This is a genomic window from Streptomyces rishiriensis, from assembly GCF_030815485.1.
GTDB lineage: Bacteria > Actinomycetota > Actinomycetes > Streptomycetales > Streptomycetaceae > Streptomyces > Streptomyces rishiriensis_A.
Genome location: NZ_JAUSWV010000002.1, coordinates 5,330,289 through 5,345,885, shown reverse-complemented (window position 1 = coordinate 5,345,885; position 15,597 = coordinate 5,330,289). Strand labels below are relative to the sequence as shown.

Sequence of the window (15,597 nt, the reverse complement as noted above, 5' to 3'; positions counted from 1 at the left end):
GGGGCCGCCCCCAGGCCCCCGCTTCGGCCCTGAACGGGCCTTGTCCTCGATCGCCGGACGGGCCGAGTGGTACCGACCGGCGCTGACACGCAACCGGAGGCTGACCCACCGTGCACGACGATCTCCTCGCCCGCTCCCAGGCCTGGCTCGCGGAGGACCCCGACCCCGAGACCCGCGCGGAGCTGGAGAAGCTCATCGACGCGCGGGACGTCACCGAGCTGGCCGCCCGTTTCGACGGCACGCTCCAGTTCGGCACGGCCGGGCTCCGCGGGGAGCTCGGGGCCGGGCCCATGCGGATGAACCGCTCCGTGGTGATCCGGGCCGCGGCCGGTCTCGCCGCGTACCTGACGAAGAACGGCGGGACCGGCGGTGTCGTCGTCATCGGCTACGACGCCCGCCACAAGTCGGAGGACTTCGCCCGCGACACGGCGGCCGTGATGACGGGCGCGGGCTTCCGGGCGGCCGTGCTCCCCCGGCCGCTCCCCACTCCCGTCCTCGCCTTCGCCATAAGGCACCTGGGCGCGGTCGCCGGCGTGGAGGTCACCGCCAGCCACAACCCGCCCGCGCGACAACGGCTACAAGGTGTACCTGGGGGACGGCTCGCAGATCGTGCCGCCCGCCGACACCGGGATCGCGGCCGAGATCGACGCCATCGACGCCCTCGCGGACGTTCCGCGTCCGCAGGCCGGCTGGCAGACCCTCGACGACGCCGTCCTCGACGCCTATCTGGCCCGTACGGACGCCGTCCTCGCGCCGGACTCCCCCCGCACGGCCCGCACGGTGTACACGGCGATGCACGGCGTGGGCAAGGACGTCCTGCTGGCCGCCTTCGCCCGCGCCGGCTTCCCCGAGCCCGTCCTCGTCGCCGAGCAGGCCGAGCCCGACCCGGACTTCCCGACCGTCGCCTTCCCCAACCCGGAAGAGCCCGGCGCGATGGACCTGGCCTTCGCCGTGGCCCGCGAGACCGGCCCCGACCTGATCATCGCCAACGACCCGGACGCCGACCGCTGCGCCGTGGCCGTGGCCCACGAGGGCGACTGGCGCATGCTGCGGGGCGACGAGGTCGGTTCGCTCCTCGCCGCGCACCTCGTCCGGCGCGGGGCCCGGGGCACGTTCGCCGAGTCGATCGTTTCCTCCTCCCTGCTCGGCCGTATCGCCGAGAAGGCGGGCCTGCCGTACGAGGAGACCCTCACCGGCTTCAAGTGGATCGCCCGCGTCGACGGCCTGCGCTACGGCTACGAGGAGGCCCTCGGCTACTGCGTGGACCCCGACGGCGTACGCGACAAGGACGGCATCACCGCCGCCCTGCTCGTCACGGAGCTCGCCTCCGCCCTCAAGTCCGAGGGCCGCACCCTCCTCGACCTGCTGGACGACCTGGCCGTGGAGCACGGCCTGCACGCCACCGACCAGCTCTCGGTGCGCGTGGAGGACCTCACGGTCATCGCCCGCGCGATGCGGCGGCTCCGCGAGGTTCCCCCGGCCTCCCTCGCGGGCCTGGCCGTCACCAGGGCCGAGGACCTCACCCTGGGCACGGACACGCTGCCCCCCACCGACGGCCTGCGCTACACGCTGGACGGCGCCCGGGTCATCGTCCGTCCGAGCGGCACCGAACCGAAACTGAAGTGCTACCTGGAGGTCGTGGTCCCGGTCGCCACCCACGCGGACCTCCCGGCGGCCCGCGGCACGGCGGACGGCCTGCTCACCGCGATCAAGCGGGACCTGTCGGCGGCAGCCGGCATCTGACCGCCCACCGGTCCCGCTCCGGCACGGCGGGCACCGCGGCCACGGTCCCCCGGCGTCTTGGCCGACCTCGTCGACCGAACCCGCGCCAGTGCGCCGGGGCACCCCTCACGGATGCCCCGGCGCCGCACACGGCCCCGCACGACGACCCCCGGACGCCCGCCCGACGGTGACCGCCGCAGAAGGGCACCGTCGCGGCGGGGACCACCACCCGAGAAGGCACGGACACCGACCCGGCTGGGACCATCACCCGAGGGGCACGGACACCCACCCGGCGGGGACCATCACGGCACGGACGCTCCTCCGGCGACGCGGATCCGGCGGCGGCCATCGCGGCACGGCCACCCACCGGCCGGGGGCCATCACGCCAGGGACACCCACCCGGCGACGGTCATCAAGCCGGGAACACCCACCCGGCGAGGGCAATCACGCCGGGAACACCCACCCCGCGAGGGCAATCACGGCAAGGCCACCCACCCGGCCGGGGGCAATCACGCCGGGAACACCCACCCCGCGAGGGCAATCACGGCAAGGCCACCCACCCGGCCGGGGGCCATCACGCCGGGAACACCCACCCCGCGAGGGCGATCACGCCGCGCACACTCCCCCGGCGACGGCCGATCATGGCAAGGCCATCAACCCGGCGGGGCCGGGCTCACCACGGCAGGGACAACCACCCGGCCGGGGGCCGTCGCGGCACGGACACCCACGCGACGGGGCGGGGAGCACCGCGTCGGCAACAGCCCACGGCGGCGGCCATCACGGCAGGAACAGCGTCATCGCCGCGCCCATGACGCCGATGGCGACGACGATGACGATCCCGATCGGCCACAGCGCTCGTCCCCGCTGCCGCTCGTCGGCCAGGCCGGCCGGGCGCGCCGCCGGGTCCCGCCACATCGCGGTGATCTCGGCGGCCGTCCGCTCGTACGGGTGCAGCAGGCCGAACCTGGTCTCCAGCCGGGGCCAGCGGGGCGAGGCCACCCGCCACTCCTCGAACGACGCCTGCCGGCTCTGGATCCGCAGCCGGACACCCTCGCACTCCACGGCCCGGACGTGATCCCACGCAAGGTGGCGGGCCCCGCCCAGGCCGTTGAACCACAGGCCCTCGCGGTCGGCGGTGACCTGCCAGGCGAGCCGCCGGGGCAGCAGCGACGCGGCGAGCAGGAGGGCGCCCAGGGCGAGGGCGTACGTGGACCACCCGGAGGAGCCCTCCCAGTAGTACGCGAGGAACAGCAGCACCAGGCCGACGGCGAACCAGTCGGCCCATCCGGCACGCCACCGCCGCACTTCCACGGGGGCGGCCTCCAGCCCGGTCCGCTCGGCGACGACGACCGCGGCCGCGGCCCCCCGCAGCCGCTCCTGGCGGGCCTCCCGGAGGGCCCTCCCCCGCTCGGCCCGGGCCCGCCGCCGGAAGGCGACAGCGGTCACCGGCCGCACGGGTCCCACGGACACCTCCACCACCGGCGGCTCACCGGCCTTGTCCGCGGCGGCGAGGAGAACGACCTCGGCGCCGTCGTAGGGGGCCCCGTACAGAACGGCTTCCCGCAGCGGCCCGGCACGCTCGTCGTCGATCCGCGAGATCAGCTCCCGAACGTCCTCGTCGGCCTCGGCCGCGCCCTCGTCCACGTCGGTGTCGCCTGCCGTGTGCCCCTCGACCTCGGTGGTGGACACCGTGAACAGGGGGCGCAGCGCGGCGACGTCGTCGGCGGCGAAGACCTCGGTCTCGACCTCGTGGTTCTCCCGTACGAGCACGCGCAGCACCGGGACGGGCGCCCGGCGCAGGCCCGCGGCCCGGCGGCGGGCCAGCGCCGCGGAGTACAGCACGGTGAGGCCGAGCCCGGCGAGGCACCAGCCGGCCGCCGGAACCACCTGCCGGTCCTCGGCCAGGTCCCAGAGGTCCGCGGTGACGTACAGGACCCCGCCGCCGACGACCGTCACGAGCCCGGACCACAGCAGGAACGTGCCCCGCTCCATCCGTGCGCCCATGGCCCCGGAAGCCAGGGGCACCTCCGCGGTGACTCCGCCGGCGGCCTCCAGCCCCGCCGCCCGCTGCCGCCTCCGCGCGGTCAGCCGCACGCCCACGACCGTCCAGACGCCCACGAGCGCGGCCGACAGCCCCAGCCGCACGGGCCAGGCCAAGTCCCCCGTCGTCAGAGCGGCGGCAGCGGCGAAGGGCACGAGGACCAGGGCCGCCTCGGGCCGCAGCACGAGCCACACCAGGTGCAGGGCGATCAACGCGGCAGCCCAGGCGGGCAGTCCGCCGAACCGGTGCAAGAGACCGGCACCGGCCACGGCCACCGGCTGCAGTGCCACGAACACGGACGTCCGCGCCCGCACGGGCACCCAGCGCGGCGGCAGCCCCCGCGTCCAGCGCCCCGTCTGCTCGGCCTCCCAGGACCGGCATCCCCCGGGTATCGCCCCGTCGGGCAACCGCAGAACCTCAGCAGAATGTGTACTCATCGCTCCCCCGACCTACCGACCCACCAGATTCCCGGCCCAGCAGAACGGCCGTCTCGACCGGGGCACGTGCCGCGACCCTGTGATCCACCGCAACGCCCCGATCACGATCCGCCCCACCCACTCCGCCGACCTCGCCTTCGGCCCCCGAAGCCCCGCACCCCGGATCCCGGACCTCTGGACCTCCCGGCCTCCGGATCTCCGGACCCGCACGCCCCGCCCCACGCCCCACGCCCCACCCCCCAGCGCCGGCACCCGGCGCATCACCGACCTCACACCGCGCGTTCCACCGACCTCACAGCGCGCGTTCCAGGGCTCGCACCGGGCGCGGCGTCCTCATCCCACGGCCAGCAGGATCCCCAGCACGACGGCCCCCGCCACCGCCGGGCCGAGGATCTCCCAGGCCCAGCGCGCGGTCACCTCACCCTGTGCGGTCTCCGCCTTCTCGCGCGACTCCCACAGCTGTCGCAACTCGTCCATGACGCGGTCGGTCTCGGCGCGCACCGGCCCGTCCGGTACGGTGCCGCCGCCACGCAGCGAGCCGCCGCCGAGGCCGCCGAACCCGCCGCTGCCCCGCACCTCCTGGCCGCCGGTCCGCCCCGCCGCCGCCTTGGACTCCCGCCGGGTGGCCTTCTTGCGCGCCCGCAGCGAGACGGGGATGGACCACAGCTGGAACTTCTTCCCCGACACGGCGACGACCTCGTTGGAGTAGCCGGACCGCAGCGAGGCCACCTGCCCCCACGGCAGCACGATCACCCGGAAGGGGTTGCGCACCCGGAGCCGGTCCTGACCCGCGAACACCGCGGGCCGCAGCGTGAAGGCGACGATCAGGGGCACCAACAGGATCAGCGCCGCGAGCGCCAGCCACGGCGTGCGCCCCTCGCCCGTCAGGATCGCGTCGATGCCGAGCCAGCCCGCCAGGCCCAGCAGCAGCACGCCACCGGCCACGCCCGCGGGCGACCGGTAGACGCGGTCCTTGGTCTCGGGTGCCGAAGGCTGCGGCGCGGGTGACTGGTCTTCCGGGGTCGTCATGGCCCCGATTCTGCCCGACGCCCGGCGGCCCGCTCGTCCACGGCCCCGCCGTTCACGACGAGCACGGATGCAACCGCCGGGGTGTACAGCCGCTACGCGCGTAGATATGCTCGTCTGGTGACCATGCCCACCAATACACCTACCGCAGCCGACGCACTCACGGACGTCACGGCGTCCGACGGCTCGCTGCGCCGCTTCCTCCACGGGCTGCCCGGCGTCGACACGGTCGGCCTGGAGGCGCGCGCCGCCGCGCTCGGCACCCGTTCCATCAAGACGACCGCGAAGGCGTACGCCATCGACCTCGCCATCTCGATGGTCGACCTGACGACGCTGGAAGGCGCGGACACCCCGGGCAAGGTCCGGGCGATCGGCGCGAAGGCGGTCCACCCCGACCCGACCGACCGCACGACCCCGACCACGGCCGCGGTCTGTGTGTATCCGGACATGGTCGCCACCGCGAAGGTGGCCGTCGCCGGCTCGGGCGTCAAGGTCGCCTCGGTCGCCACCGCCTTCCCGGCCGGCCGCGCGGCCCTCGCGGTGAAGCTCGCCGACGTCCGCGACGCCGTCGCCGCGGGCGCCGACGAGATCGACATGGTCATCGACCGCGGGGCGTTCCTCTCGGGCAAGTACCTGAAGGTGTACGACGAGATCACCGCCGTGCGCGAGGCGTGCGGGACGGCCGCCCGGCTGAAGGTCATCTTCGAGACGGGCGAGCTGTCGACGTACGACAACATCCGCCGGGCGAGCTGGCTCGGCATGCTCGCGGGCGCCGACTTCATCAAGACCTCGACCGGCAAGGTCGCCGTCAACGCCACTCCCGCGAACACCCTTCTCATGCTGGAGGCCGTGCGGGACTTCCGCGCCCAGACCGGCGTCCAGGTCGGCGTGAAGCCCGCCGGCGGCATCCGCACCACCAAGGACGCGATCAAGTTCCTCGTCCTGGTCAACGAGACCGCGGGTGCGGACTGGCTGGACAACCACTGGTTCCGCTTCGGCGCCTCCTCGCTCCTGAACGATCTGCTGATGCAGCGTCAGAAGCTGGCCACCGGCCGCTACTCCGGCCCCGACTACGTGACGGTGGACTGATCACCATGGCATCCACGACTGCATCCGCATTCGAGTACGCTCCGGCCCCCGAGTCCCGCTCGGTCGTCGACATCGCCCCCTCCTACGGTCTGTTCATCGACGGTGAGTTCACCGAGGCGGCCGACGGCAAGGTCTTCAAGACCGTCTCGCCGTCCACCGAGGAGGTCCTGTCCGAGATCGCCCAGGCGGGCGAGGCGGACGTCGACCGGGCCGTGCGGGCCGCCCGCAAGGCCTTCGGGAAGTGGTCCGCGCTGCCGGGCTCCGAGCGCGCCAAGTACCTGTTCCGCATCGCCCGGATCATCCAGGAGCGCAGCCGCGAACTGGCGGTCCTGGAGACACTGGACAACGGCAAGCCGATCAAGGAGACGCGCGACGCCGACCTGCCCCTGGTCGCCGCGCACTTCTTCTACTACGCGGGCTGGGCGGACAAGCTCGACCACGCGGGCTTCGGCGTGGACCCGAAGCCGCTGGGCGTCGCCGGCCAGGTCATCCCCTGGAACTTCCCGCTGCTGATGCTGGCGTGGAAGATCGCCCCGGCGCTGGCGACGGGCAACACGGTGGTGCTCAAGCCCGCCGAGACGACCCCGCTGTCCGCCCTGTTCTTCGCGGACGTCTGCCGCCAGGCGGGCCTGCCGAAGGGCGTCGTCAACATCCTCCCCGGCTACGGCGACGCGGGGGCCGCGCTGGTCGCGCACCCGGACGTGAACAAGGTCGCCTTCACCGGCTCCACCGCCGTCGGCAAGGCGATCGCCCGGCAGGTCGCGGGCTCGCACAAGAAGGTCACGCTCGAACTGGGCGGCAAGGGCGCCAACATCGTCTTCGACGACGCGCCGATCGACCAGGCCGTCGAGGGCATCGTCAGCGGCATCTTCTTCAACCAGGGCCAGGTCTGCTGCGCGGGCAGCCGGCTCCTCGTCCAGGAGTCGATCCAGGACGAGCTGCTGGAGTCGCTGAAGCGCCGCCTCGCCACCCTCCGGCTCGGCGACCCGCTCGACAAGAACACCGACATCGGCGCGATCAACTCCGCCGAGCAGCTCTCGCGCATCACCACGCTCGTCGAGCAGGGTGAGGCGGAGGGCGCCGAACGCTGGTCCCCGGACTGCGAACTGCCCACCTCCGGGTACTGGTTCGCCCCGACGCTCTTCACGAACGTCACCCAGGCGCACACCGTCGCCCGCGACGAGATCTTCGGCCCTGTCCTGTCGGTCCTCAGTTTCCGCACGCCGGAGGAGGCCGTCGCCAAGGCCAACAACACGCCGTACGGCCTGTCGGCCGGCATCTGGACGGAGAAGGGCTCCCGCATCCTCGCGGTGGCGAGCAGGCTCCGCGCGGGCGTGATCTGGTCCAACACGTTCAACAAGTTCGACCCGACGTCGCCGTTCGGCGGCTACAAGGAGTCGGGCTTCGGCCGCGAGGGCGGCCGCCACGGCCTGGAGGCGTACCTCGATGTCCGATAAGACCGACAAGACCGAGCAGCAGCGACTCAGCGTCTTCAAGACCTACAAGCTGTACGTCGGCGGGAAGTTCCCGCGTTCCGAGAGCGGCCGGGTGTACGAGGTGACCGACGCAAAGGGCAAGTGGCTGGCCAACGCACCGCAGTCCTCCCGCAAGGACGCCCGTGACGCGGTCGTCGCCGCGCGCAAGGCGTTCGGCGGCTGGTCCGGGGCGACGGCGTACAACCGGGGCCAGATCCTCTACCGCGTCGCGGAGATGCTGGAGGGCCGCAAGGGCCAGTTCGTCCACGAGGTCGCCGACGCCGAGGGCCTGTCGAAGTCCAAGGCCGCCGAGCAGGTCGAGGCGACCATCGACCGCTGGGTCTGGTACGCGGGCTGGACCGACAAGATCGCCCAGGTCGTGGGCGGCGGAAACCCGGTCGCGGGCCCGTACTTCAACCTCTCCTCGCCGGAACCGACGGGCGTGGTCGCGGTTCTGGCCCCGCAGGAGTCGTCCTTCCTGGGCCTGGTCTCCGTCCTCGCCCCGGTGATCGCGACCGGCAACACGGCGATCGTGATCGCGAGTGAGCGCTCCCCGCTCCCGGCGCTGTCGCTCGGCGAGGTGCTGGCCACCTCCGACGTGCCCGGCGGAGTCGTCAACGTCCTCTCCGGCCGTACGGCGGAGATCGCGGCGCCCCTCGCCGCCCACCAGGACGTCAACGCGATCGACCTCGCGGGCGCCGACGACGTGCTGGCGAAGGAGCTGGAGATCGCGGCGGCCGACAATCTGAAGCGCGTCCTTCGTCCACAGCCTGTGGACGACTGGACGGCGACGCCGGGCACCGACCGCATGACGGCCTTCCTGGAGACGAAGACGGTCTGGCACCCGACGGGTTCGCTGGGCGCCTCGGGCTCGTCGTACTAGGGCGGCTCAACGGCCCACCGAGACGCGGAAGCCGCGCCACCCCTCCGTCCGGGGGCGGCGCGGCTTCCGTCCGTGCGGGCCGGCGTCAGCCGCCCAGCACCTTCGTCACGTCCCCCAGGACCGGGATCGAGCCGATGGACTGTGCCTGCGCCACCGGCCCGGTGAGCATCTGGGAGGTCAGCGGCTTGAAGTCCGCGAGCTGGGTGCCGACGCCGTTGTCGAGGGGGTCGACGCCGGTGCCCGCGAGGGGGTTGGGCTTGAGGCCGGAGACCGCGCCGGTGACGTACGCCAGGGAGCCGAGGGCCCCCTGTACGCCCGCCTGCGGGTCGAGGTGACCGATCGAGGTGGGGCGCGTCCGCACCACGTCGACGGCGGGTTCGCCGGTGGCCGCGGCCGCGGTCCCGGCGCCGGCGCCCAGCGCCACCCCGGCGGTCGCGAGGGCGGCGAGGGCGCGCCGGCCGGTGGTGGTCTGGGGGGAAGCGTGTCGGGCCATCGCGATGCCGCCTTCTGATGCGCAAGGTGATCAGGTCGACACGAAGGGTAGTTGAGGTGTGACGCGCGCATCAAAGCCGACCCGCGGGGTCGTTGACGCCCGGGGGGATGCCTCACACTGGTGTCCCGTGACCTCCCCTCCGCCCATACCGACGCGAGTCGTGCTGCTCTGCGGCCCTTCCGGCTCCGGCAAGTCCCTGCTCGCCGCCCGTTCCGGCCTTCCGGTACTGCGGCTCGACGACTTCTACAAGGAGCGCGACGACCCGACGCTGCCGCTCGTCGCCGGGAGTTCCGACATCGACTGGGACCACCCCGCATCGTGGGACGCGGACACGGCCGTCGCCTCGATCGTGGAGCTGTGCGGCACGGGCCGTACGAACGTTCCCGTCTACGACATCTCGCTCAGCGCCCGCACCGGCGAGGACGCGATCGACATCGGGCGGACGCCGCTGTTCATCGCGGAGGGCATCTTCGCCGCCGAGATCGTGAACCGGTGCCGTGAACTGGGTGTCCTGGCCGACGCGCTGTGCCTGAGCCGTGGCCCGGTGAAGACCTTCCGCCGCCGCTTCCTGCGCGATCTGAGGGAGGGCCGCAAGTCGGTGCCCTTCCTGTTGCGCCGCGGCTGGCGTCTGATGCGCACCGAACGCTCCATCGTCGCCCGCCAGACCGCGCTCGGGGCGCACGCCTGCGACCGCGACGAGGCCCTGGGCCGTCTGGCGGCGGCGGCCACCGGCCCCCGCACCCCGGCGGCCCGTACGGCCGCCTAGGGCGCTCGCACGGGCCGCACGCAGAAGCGGGACTGGATGGACCCCCCGGCCCTCCAGCCCCGCTTCCTCGGTGCTCCCCCGTGTCCCCCCGGGTGGTGCTTCCCCCGTGCTTGCGCGGTACCGCTCCCCGACGTCCCCCGTCGGGCCCCCCGGTACCGCTTCCCCCGTGTTTCCCCCGTTCACCGGCTCCCCTGAGCGGAGCCGGGCCCTTCCCCCGTTCACCCTCAGGCGACAAGCTCCCCGAAGGCGTCCTCCTCGTCACGGCCGAAGCTGAGGACCTCGTCCTCGCGCAGCCGGCGGAGCGACCGCCAGATGCTGGACTTCACCGTGCCGACACTGATGCCGAGGATCTCCGCGATCTCCGGGTCGGTGCGGCCCTCGTAGTAGCGCAGGACCAGCATCGTCCGCTGGAGTTCGGGGAGCCGGGCCAGCGCCTGCCACAGGACCGCGCGCAGCTCGGTGCCGCGCATCGCGTCCGTGTCGCCCGCCGTCTCCGGCAGCTCCTCGGTCGGGTACTCGTTCAGCTTGCGGCGGCGCCACGCGCTGATGTGCAGGTTGGTCATCGTCCGGCGGAGGTATCCGCCGACCGCGGCCTTGTCACTGATCCGGTCCCACGCCCGGTACGTCGAGAACAGCGCGCTCTGGAGCAGGTCCTCGGCCGCGAAGCGGTCGCCGGTGAGGTGGTAGGCGGTTGCGTACAGGGAGGCGCGGCGCTCCTGGACGTAGGCGGTGAACTCCGCCTCGGTCAGCGAGCGGCGCTCCCCCGTGTCCTCCCTGTACGCGGCTCCCCCGTGAGCCGCCTGTTCCCCCGTGTCGACCACCGTCATGAAGGCGGTGTGCTGACGCCCGGCGCCGCGAGCGCACCCCCGTCCCCCCGCACGTTCGAAACCGCTCGCGCGGGAGGGGCTCCCCTCGGCGCCGGACTTCTCGGAACCCCGGTGCACGTCGTGCAGACGCGTGACGACTGCGACTGCGTTGGTGCTCATACCGTGCAGCGTGTTCATCTCGCGCCCCCCGTCGTGGACTTCCGGTGTTCGGTCCTGCCCGGTCGGGCTTCGCTGTGGTTCCGCGTCGCCCTGTCCGTGACCAAAAGATTGCCCGGGCCACTTCATCGCCGTGTCCGCCGACTGTCACAGACCTGTCACAGGGCCCTGTCACGGCAACACCACAGACCGCCCACAGGCGTCCCCGGTACGGCAGTTGACCTGGTTCGCGCAGGTCACCGCGGGACGCTGCCGGGGTGGCTCCCGGCCCGGCGCCGGCACCGGACCACCCGCCGCCGACCCCCCGGCCGGCCCCGCGGCCGTGTGACCGCCGCCACCGGCGCCCCCACGCCCGGCCGCCGCTCCGGGACCGGAGGTGCACGACGAGGACGGCGCGATGCCGCGCGGGTTTGCGGCAGGTCTCCCGTCTCGGGCGGGATCCGCGGCCGGGCGGCGAGGGCCGGGCGGCCCTGTCGGACCGGCCCGACACCTCGGTCCACGCACCCGCGCGGAGCCGCTCCGGCCCGGCGAAACCGCAGGTCTGCGGGTTGCGGACCGCACCGGCGTACGGCACCCGCACGGGTGTTCGCGGGATGCGTCCGACCCCCTGCACCCGGCCCGCGCCACCGGAACCACCCTCCTCCGGCGCCTCACCACCGACCCACAGGTCGAACGACAGCCCCCTCATGGGCCAGAATGAGCCCGTGCCTTCCCTGTTGCTGATCGAGGACGACGACGCCATCCGTACGGCCCTGGAGCTCTCACTGACGCGCCAGGGACACCGGGTGGCCACCGCTGCCAGCGGTGAGGACGGTCTGAAGCTGCTGCGCGAGCAGCGGCCGGATCTCATCGTGCTGGACGTGATGCTGCCCGGCATCGACGGTTTCGAGGTGTGCCGGCGCATCCGGCGCACCGACCAACTGCCGATCATCTTGCTGACCGCGCGCAGCGACGACATCGACGTGGTCGTCGGGCTGGAGTCCGGCGCCGACGACTATGTCGTCAAACCCGTGCAGGGCCGGGTGCTGGACGCCCGGATCCGGGCCGTGCTGCGGCGCGGGGAGCGCGAGTCGAGCGATTCGGCGACGTTCGGCAGTCTCGTCATCGACCGCGCGGCGATGACGGTGACGAAGAACGGCGAGGACCTCCAGCTCACGCCGACCGAACTGCGGCTGCTGCTCGAGCTGAGCCGGCGGCCGGGACAGGCGCTGTCCCGGCAGCAGTTGCTGCGGCTGGTGTGGGAGCACGACTACCTGGGTGACTCGCGCCTGGTGGACGCCTGTGTCCAGCGGCTGCGGGCCAAGGTGGAGGACGTGCCGTCGTCCCCGGTCCTGATCCGTACCGTGCGCGGTGTCGGCTACCGCCTGGACGCCCCTCAGTGACCCAGTCGCAAGGGGGGCTCCGCGGCTGGTCCGCGGCGCGTAAGGGAAGACTCTCGCGGCTGCGTTTCACCAGCCTGCGGCTGCGGCTCGTCGTCGTCTTCGGGGCGGTGGCGCTGACCGCGGCCGTGTCCGCGTCCGGCATCGCGTACTGGCTCAACCGCGAGGCGGTGCTGACCCGTACCCAGGGTGCCGTGCTGCGGGACTTCGAACAGGAGATGCAGAACCGCGCGGGTTCGCTGCCCGAGCATCCCTCGCAGGACGAGCTCCAGCACACCGCCGGCCAGATGGCCAACAGCAGCCAGCGCTTCAGCGTGCTGCTGGTGGGCGAGGACGCGAGCGGCACGACCGTCTACGGCAACTCGGGCGGGCTGAGCGGGTTCTCGCTGGAGGACGTGCCCGGGTCGCTGCGTACGGCGGTGAACAGGCAGCAGGACGTCACGGGCGGCAACTCGTCGCCCTTCCATCTGTACTGGCAGCGGGTCGTCGACCACGGGACGCCGTATCTGGTGGCCGGGACGAAGGTGATCGGGGGCGGGCCGACCGGGTACATGCGCAAGTCGCTGGAGCCGGAGGCCAAGGACCTCAACTCGCTGGCCTGGTCCCTGGGCATCGCCACCGGTCTCGCGCTGATCGGGGCCGCGCTGCTCGCCCAGGCCGCCGGGACGACCGTGCTGAAGCCGGTGCACCGGCTGGGCGTCGCGGCGCGGCGGCTCGGCGAGGGCCGGTTCGACACGCGGCTGCGGGTGTCCGGTACGGACGAACTCGCGGATCTGTCACGGACGTTCAACCGGGCGGCCGAGTCCCTGGAGAAGCGGGTCGCCGACATGGCCGCGCGGGACGACGCCTCGCGCCGGTTCGTCGCCGACATGTCGCACGAGCTGCGCACGCCGCTGACCGCCATCACCACCGTCGCGGAGGTGCTGGAGGAGGAGCTGGACGCCGAGTCGGGCAGCATCGACCCGATGATCGAGCCCGCGGTGCGGCTGGTGGTCAGCGAGACGCGGCGGCTGAACAACCTCGTCGAGAACCTGATGGAGGTCACCCGCTTCGACGCCGGTACGGCGCGGCTGGTCCTGGACGACGTCGACGTCGCCGACCAGATCACCCACTGCATCGACGCGCGCGCCTGGCTGGACGCGGTCGACCTGGACGCCGAGCGCGGCATCCACGCCCTGCTCGACCCGCGTCGCCTGGACGTGATCCTCGCCAACCTCATCGGCAACGCGCTGAAGCACGGCGGGTCGCCGGTGCGGGTGTCGGTCTCGGCGGCGGACGACGCGGTCGTCATCTCCGTGCGCGACCACGGGCCCGGCATCCCGGAGGATGTGCTGCCGCACGTCTTCGACCGGTTCTACAAGGCGAGCGCCTCCCGGCCGCGCTCCGAGGGCAGCGGGCTCGGCCTGTCCATCGCCCTGGAGAACGCCCACATCCACGGCGGTGAGATCACCGCCGCCAACTCCCCGGAGGGCGGCGCCGTGTTCACGCTGCGGCTGCCCCGGGGCGTCCTGGAGGCGGCGGACCAGGGCGGCGAGGAGGACGATCGGGCCGCCCGGCCGGTGCGGTCCGTCCAGTCCATGCCCGTGCAGTCCGGGAAGTCCGCGCAGGACAAGGGGGACGCGTAGTGACCATGCGCCGTGCGACGGTACGACGGCTGCGCGCCGTTTCCTTGCTGGCCGGCCTGGCCGGTCTGCTCGCCGGCTGCGGGATCCGGGCGACCGAGGTGCCCACCGACTTCGGGCCGGCGCCCTCCCGGGCGCGCTGTTCGCTCACCGAGCCGGACGTGACCTCGCAGTCCGCCCGGGCGGGCGTGCCGGTGCAGGTGTTCCTGCTGTGCGGTTCGTCGCTGGTGACCGTCGACCGGTCCGTGCGGGTGCAGGACGGCGCGGCCGACTCCGAGCGGCGGGTGGTGGTGGCGCAGGGCCTGCTCGACCAGCTCGCCGAGTCGCCGTCGGCGGGCGAGAAGGAGGCCGGGTACACGACGGACGTGCGCGGCGGTATGACGGTCGGCGGGCCCGGTCCGAACGACCCCGACGACGCGCTGCGGCTGAGCGCCCGACCGGGAAGCCTGACCTCGTACGCCCTCGCCCAGCTCGTCTGCACGTTCTCCGACTCGGCGGCGGCCGAGGGCGACGGCTCGGTGATCCTGGGCGGCCCCGGCTCCGACCCGCTGCGCCGTTACGAGTGCACCGACGAGGTCCGCTCCCGCCCCGGGAGCGCGGAGCCCCCGTCCTCGGCGGTCACCGGCGGCAGCTGAGCCGGAGCGGGCGTACGGCCGGTGTGGCGGACGCCTCACGGCGCGTCCGGTGGCCGTGGTCGCCGCAGGTCACCGTCTGTCGGCCGGGGGCCGGCGGACGGGCGGGGCGGGTGCCGGGCGGCGGTGCCGGAGTACGGGCCGGAACCGATCGTGCCGGAGGGCGCGTCTTGGGGGGCGTGCAGCGTCAAGGCTCCATCGGCGGCAGCGCCGCGATCCGCATCCGAGCGACCGGGATTCTCCTCCTGGCCGCCCACCTCGTGTTCGTCGCCTGGGTCGCGCTGCGTCCGGTGAACGTTCCCTGGGTGGTACCGGCCAATCTCCATCCGCTCGACGGGATCCGGGCCGACCTGAGACTGGGCTGGCCCGAGGCGGCCCGGCGGATCGGCGAGGGGCTGGGGCTGCTGGCCCCGCTGGGTTTTCTGCTGCCGCTGGTGCACGGCAGGCTCCGGGTCTCGCCGCTCGCCTCCCTGATCCGTACGGTCACGGCGGGCGCCCTGCTGTCGCTGGGCATCGAGCTGTTGCAGACCGGGGTGCCCGGTCAGGTCGTGGACGTCGACTCGATGCTGCTGAACACCCTGGGCGTGGCGCTGGCGCACGTCACGGTGGTCCCGACGGCGCGTGCGTGGCTGCGCCGCAGGGACGAGCGCCGGGGGTGGGCCGCGGTCCGTCAGGAGGAGGCCGCTCAGGGTCTGACCCCGAGGATTACCAGGGTCGGGGTCGCACCGTAGAGCGACGTTTCGTCCCCTTCGTCACCGTAGCGTGGAAGGCAGATGGAGCGGCCGAAGGGGCCGCCTCCGGCAGACGCTCGCGAAGGAGCCGCAGATGTCCAGCCTCGCTCGCCCCACCAACGGCCGCATGATCGGCGGAGTGTGCGCCGCGCTGGCCCGGCGCTTCGGCACCTCCGCGACCACGATGCGTGTGATCTTCGTGCTCTCCTGCCTGCTGCCCGGCCCGCAGTTCCTGCTCTACATAGCGCTGTGGGTCCTGCTGCCGTCGGAGGACAAGGCGGCGCGCACCGCCTGGTGACGCCCGCCCCCGGCGACGCC

At 73.3% G+C, this 15,597-nt stretch carries 13 protein-coding genes and 1 pseudogene; 10 read left to right on the top strand and 4 right to left on the bottom strand.

Annotated features, from left to right (window positions below):
* Nucleotides 1-110: 110 nt before the first annotated feature.
* Nucleotides 111-1,743: pseudogene (locus QF030_RS26395) on the top strand (phospho-sugar mutase).
* 756 nt (nt 1,744-2,499) lie between these two features.
* On the opposite strand, the gene QF030_RS26390 reads toward QF030_RS26395, so the two are convergent.
* Nucleotides 2,500-4,200, bottom strand: coding sequence for a hypothetical protein (locus QF030_RS26390; protein WP_307165084.1), 1,701 nt, complete (start codon nt 4,198-4,200; stop codon nt 2,500-2,502).
* Nucleotides 4,201-4,533: 333 nt separating this feature from the next.
* The gene (locus tag QF030_RS26385) at nt 4,534-5,229 is read right to left on the bottom strand and encodes a PH domain-containing protein (protein WP_307165083.1); all 696 of its coding nucleotides are present in this window, start codon (nt 5,227-5,229) and stop codon (nt 4,534-4,536) included.
* A 123-nt stretch (nt 5,230-5,352) separates the two neighbouring features.
* Here QF030_RS26385 and deoC point away from each other — a divergent pair, with 123 nt between their 5' ends.
* Genes deoC through QF030_RS26370 form a run of 3 tightly spaced genes read left to right on the top strand, consistent with a single transcriptional unit; the run spans nt 5,353 to nt 8,673 of the window.
* Complete coding sequence (gene deoC / locus QF030_RS26380) at nt 5,353-6,315, top strand: deoxyribose-phosphate aldolase (protein WP_307167704.1); 963 nt, start codon at nt 5,353-5,355, stop codon at nt 6,313-6,315.
* A 5-nt stretch (nt 6,316-6,320) separates the two neighbouring features.
* The gene (locus QF030_RS26375; RefSeq protein ID WP_307165082.1) at nt 6,321-7,772 is read left to right on the top strand and encodes an aldehyde dehydrogenase family protein; all 1,452 of its coding nucleotides are present in this window, start codon (nt 6,321-6,323) and stop codon (nt 7,770-7,772) included.
* Complete coding sequence (locus tag QF030_RS26370) at nt 7,762-8,673, top strand: aldehyde dehydrogenase family protein (protein ID WP_307165081.1); 912 nt, start codon at nt 7,762-7,764, stop codon at nt 8,671-8,673. The genes QF030_RS26375 and QF030_RS26370 overlap by 11 nt, the downstream gene beginning before the upstream one ends.
* A gap of 85 nt (nt 8,674-8,758) precedes the next feature.
* On the opposite strand, the gene QF030_RS26365 is transcribed toward QF030_RS26370, so the two are convergent.
* Complete coding sequence (locus tag QF030_RS26365; RefSeq protein WP_307165080.1) at nt 8,759-9,166, bottom strand: hypothetical protein; 408 nt, start codon at nt 9,164-9,166, stop codon at nt 8,759-8,761.
* Between the two features lie 58 nt (nt 9,167-9,224).
* Between QF030_RS26365 and QF030_RS26360 the strand changes: the two genes are divergently transcribed.
* Nucleotides 9,225-9,932: a uridine kinase family protein gene (locus QF030_RS26360; RefSeq protein ID WP_307165079.1), complete on the top strand. Its 708-nt coding sequence runs from the start codon at nt 9,225-9,227 to the stop codon at nt 9,930-9,932.
* Between the two features lie 224 nt (nt 9,933-10,156).
* Here QF030_RS26360 and QF030_RS26355 read toward each other — a convergent pair whose 3' ends face one another.
* Nucleotides 10,157-10,936: a SigE family RNA polymerase sigma factor gene (locus tag QF030_RS26355; RefSeq protein ID WP_307165078.1), complete on the bottom strand. Its 780-nt coding sequence runs from the start codon at nt 10,934-10,936 to the stop codon at nt 10,157-10,159.
* Nucleotides 10,937-11,619: 683 nt separating this feature from the next.
* Here QF030_RS26355 and afsQ1 point away from each other — a divergent pair.
* The 5 genes from afsQ1 to QF030_RS26330 all read left to right on the top strand — a co-directional run bounded on the left by afsQ1 (nt 11,620) and on the right by QF030_RS26330 (nt 15,577).
* Nucleotides 11,620-12,297 (top strand): two-component system response regulator AfsQ1, encoded by a 678-nt coding sequence (gene afsQ1 / locus QF030_RS26350; RefSeq protein WP_028807033.1) that lies wholly within the window; start codon nt 11,620-11,622, stop codon nt 12,295-12,297.
* Complete coding sequence (locus tag QF030_RS26345; protein ID WP_373428808.1) at nt 12,294-13,919, top strand: ATP-binding protein; 1,626 nt, start codon at nt 12,294-12,296, stop codon at nt 13,917-13,919. Before afsQ1 ends, QF030_RS26345 begins: the two co-directional genes overlap by 4 nt.
* A gap of 5 nt (nt 13,920-13,924) precedes the next feature.
* The gene (locus QF030_RS26340) at nt 13,925-14,551 is read left to right on the top strand and encodes a hypothetical protein (protein WP_307167703.1); all 627 of its coding nucleotides are present in this window, start codon (nt 13,925-13,927) and stop codon (nt 14,549-14,551) included.
* A 176-nt stretch (nt 14,552-14,727) separates the two neighbouring features.
* Nucleotides 14,728-15,279, top strand: a complete 552-nt coding sequence (locus QF030_RS26335) for a VanZ family protein (protein WP_307165077.1) — start codon at nt 14,728-14,730, stop codon at nt 15,277-15,279.
* Nucleotides 15,280-15,373: 94 nt separating this feature from the next.
* The gene (locus QF030_RS26330; protein WP_020131001.1) at nt 15,374-15,577 is read left to right on the top strand and encodes a PspC domain-containing protein; all 204 of its coding nucleotides are present in this window, start codon (nt 15,374-15,376) and stop codon (nt 15,575-15,577) included.
* The last annotated feature ends 20 nt before the right edge of the window (nt 15,578-15,597 follow it).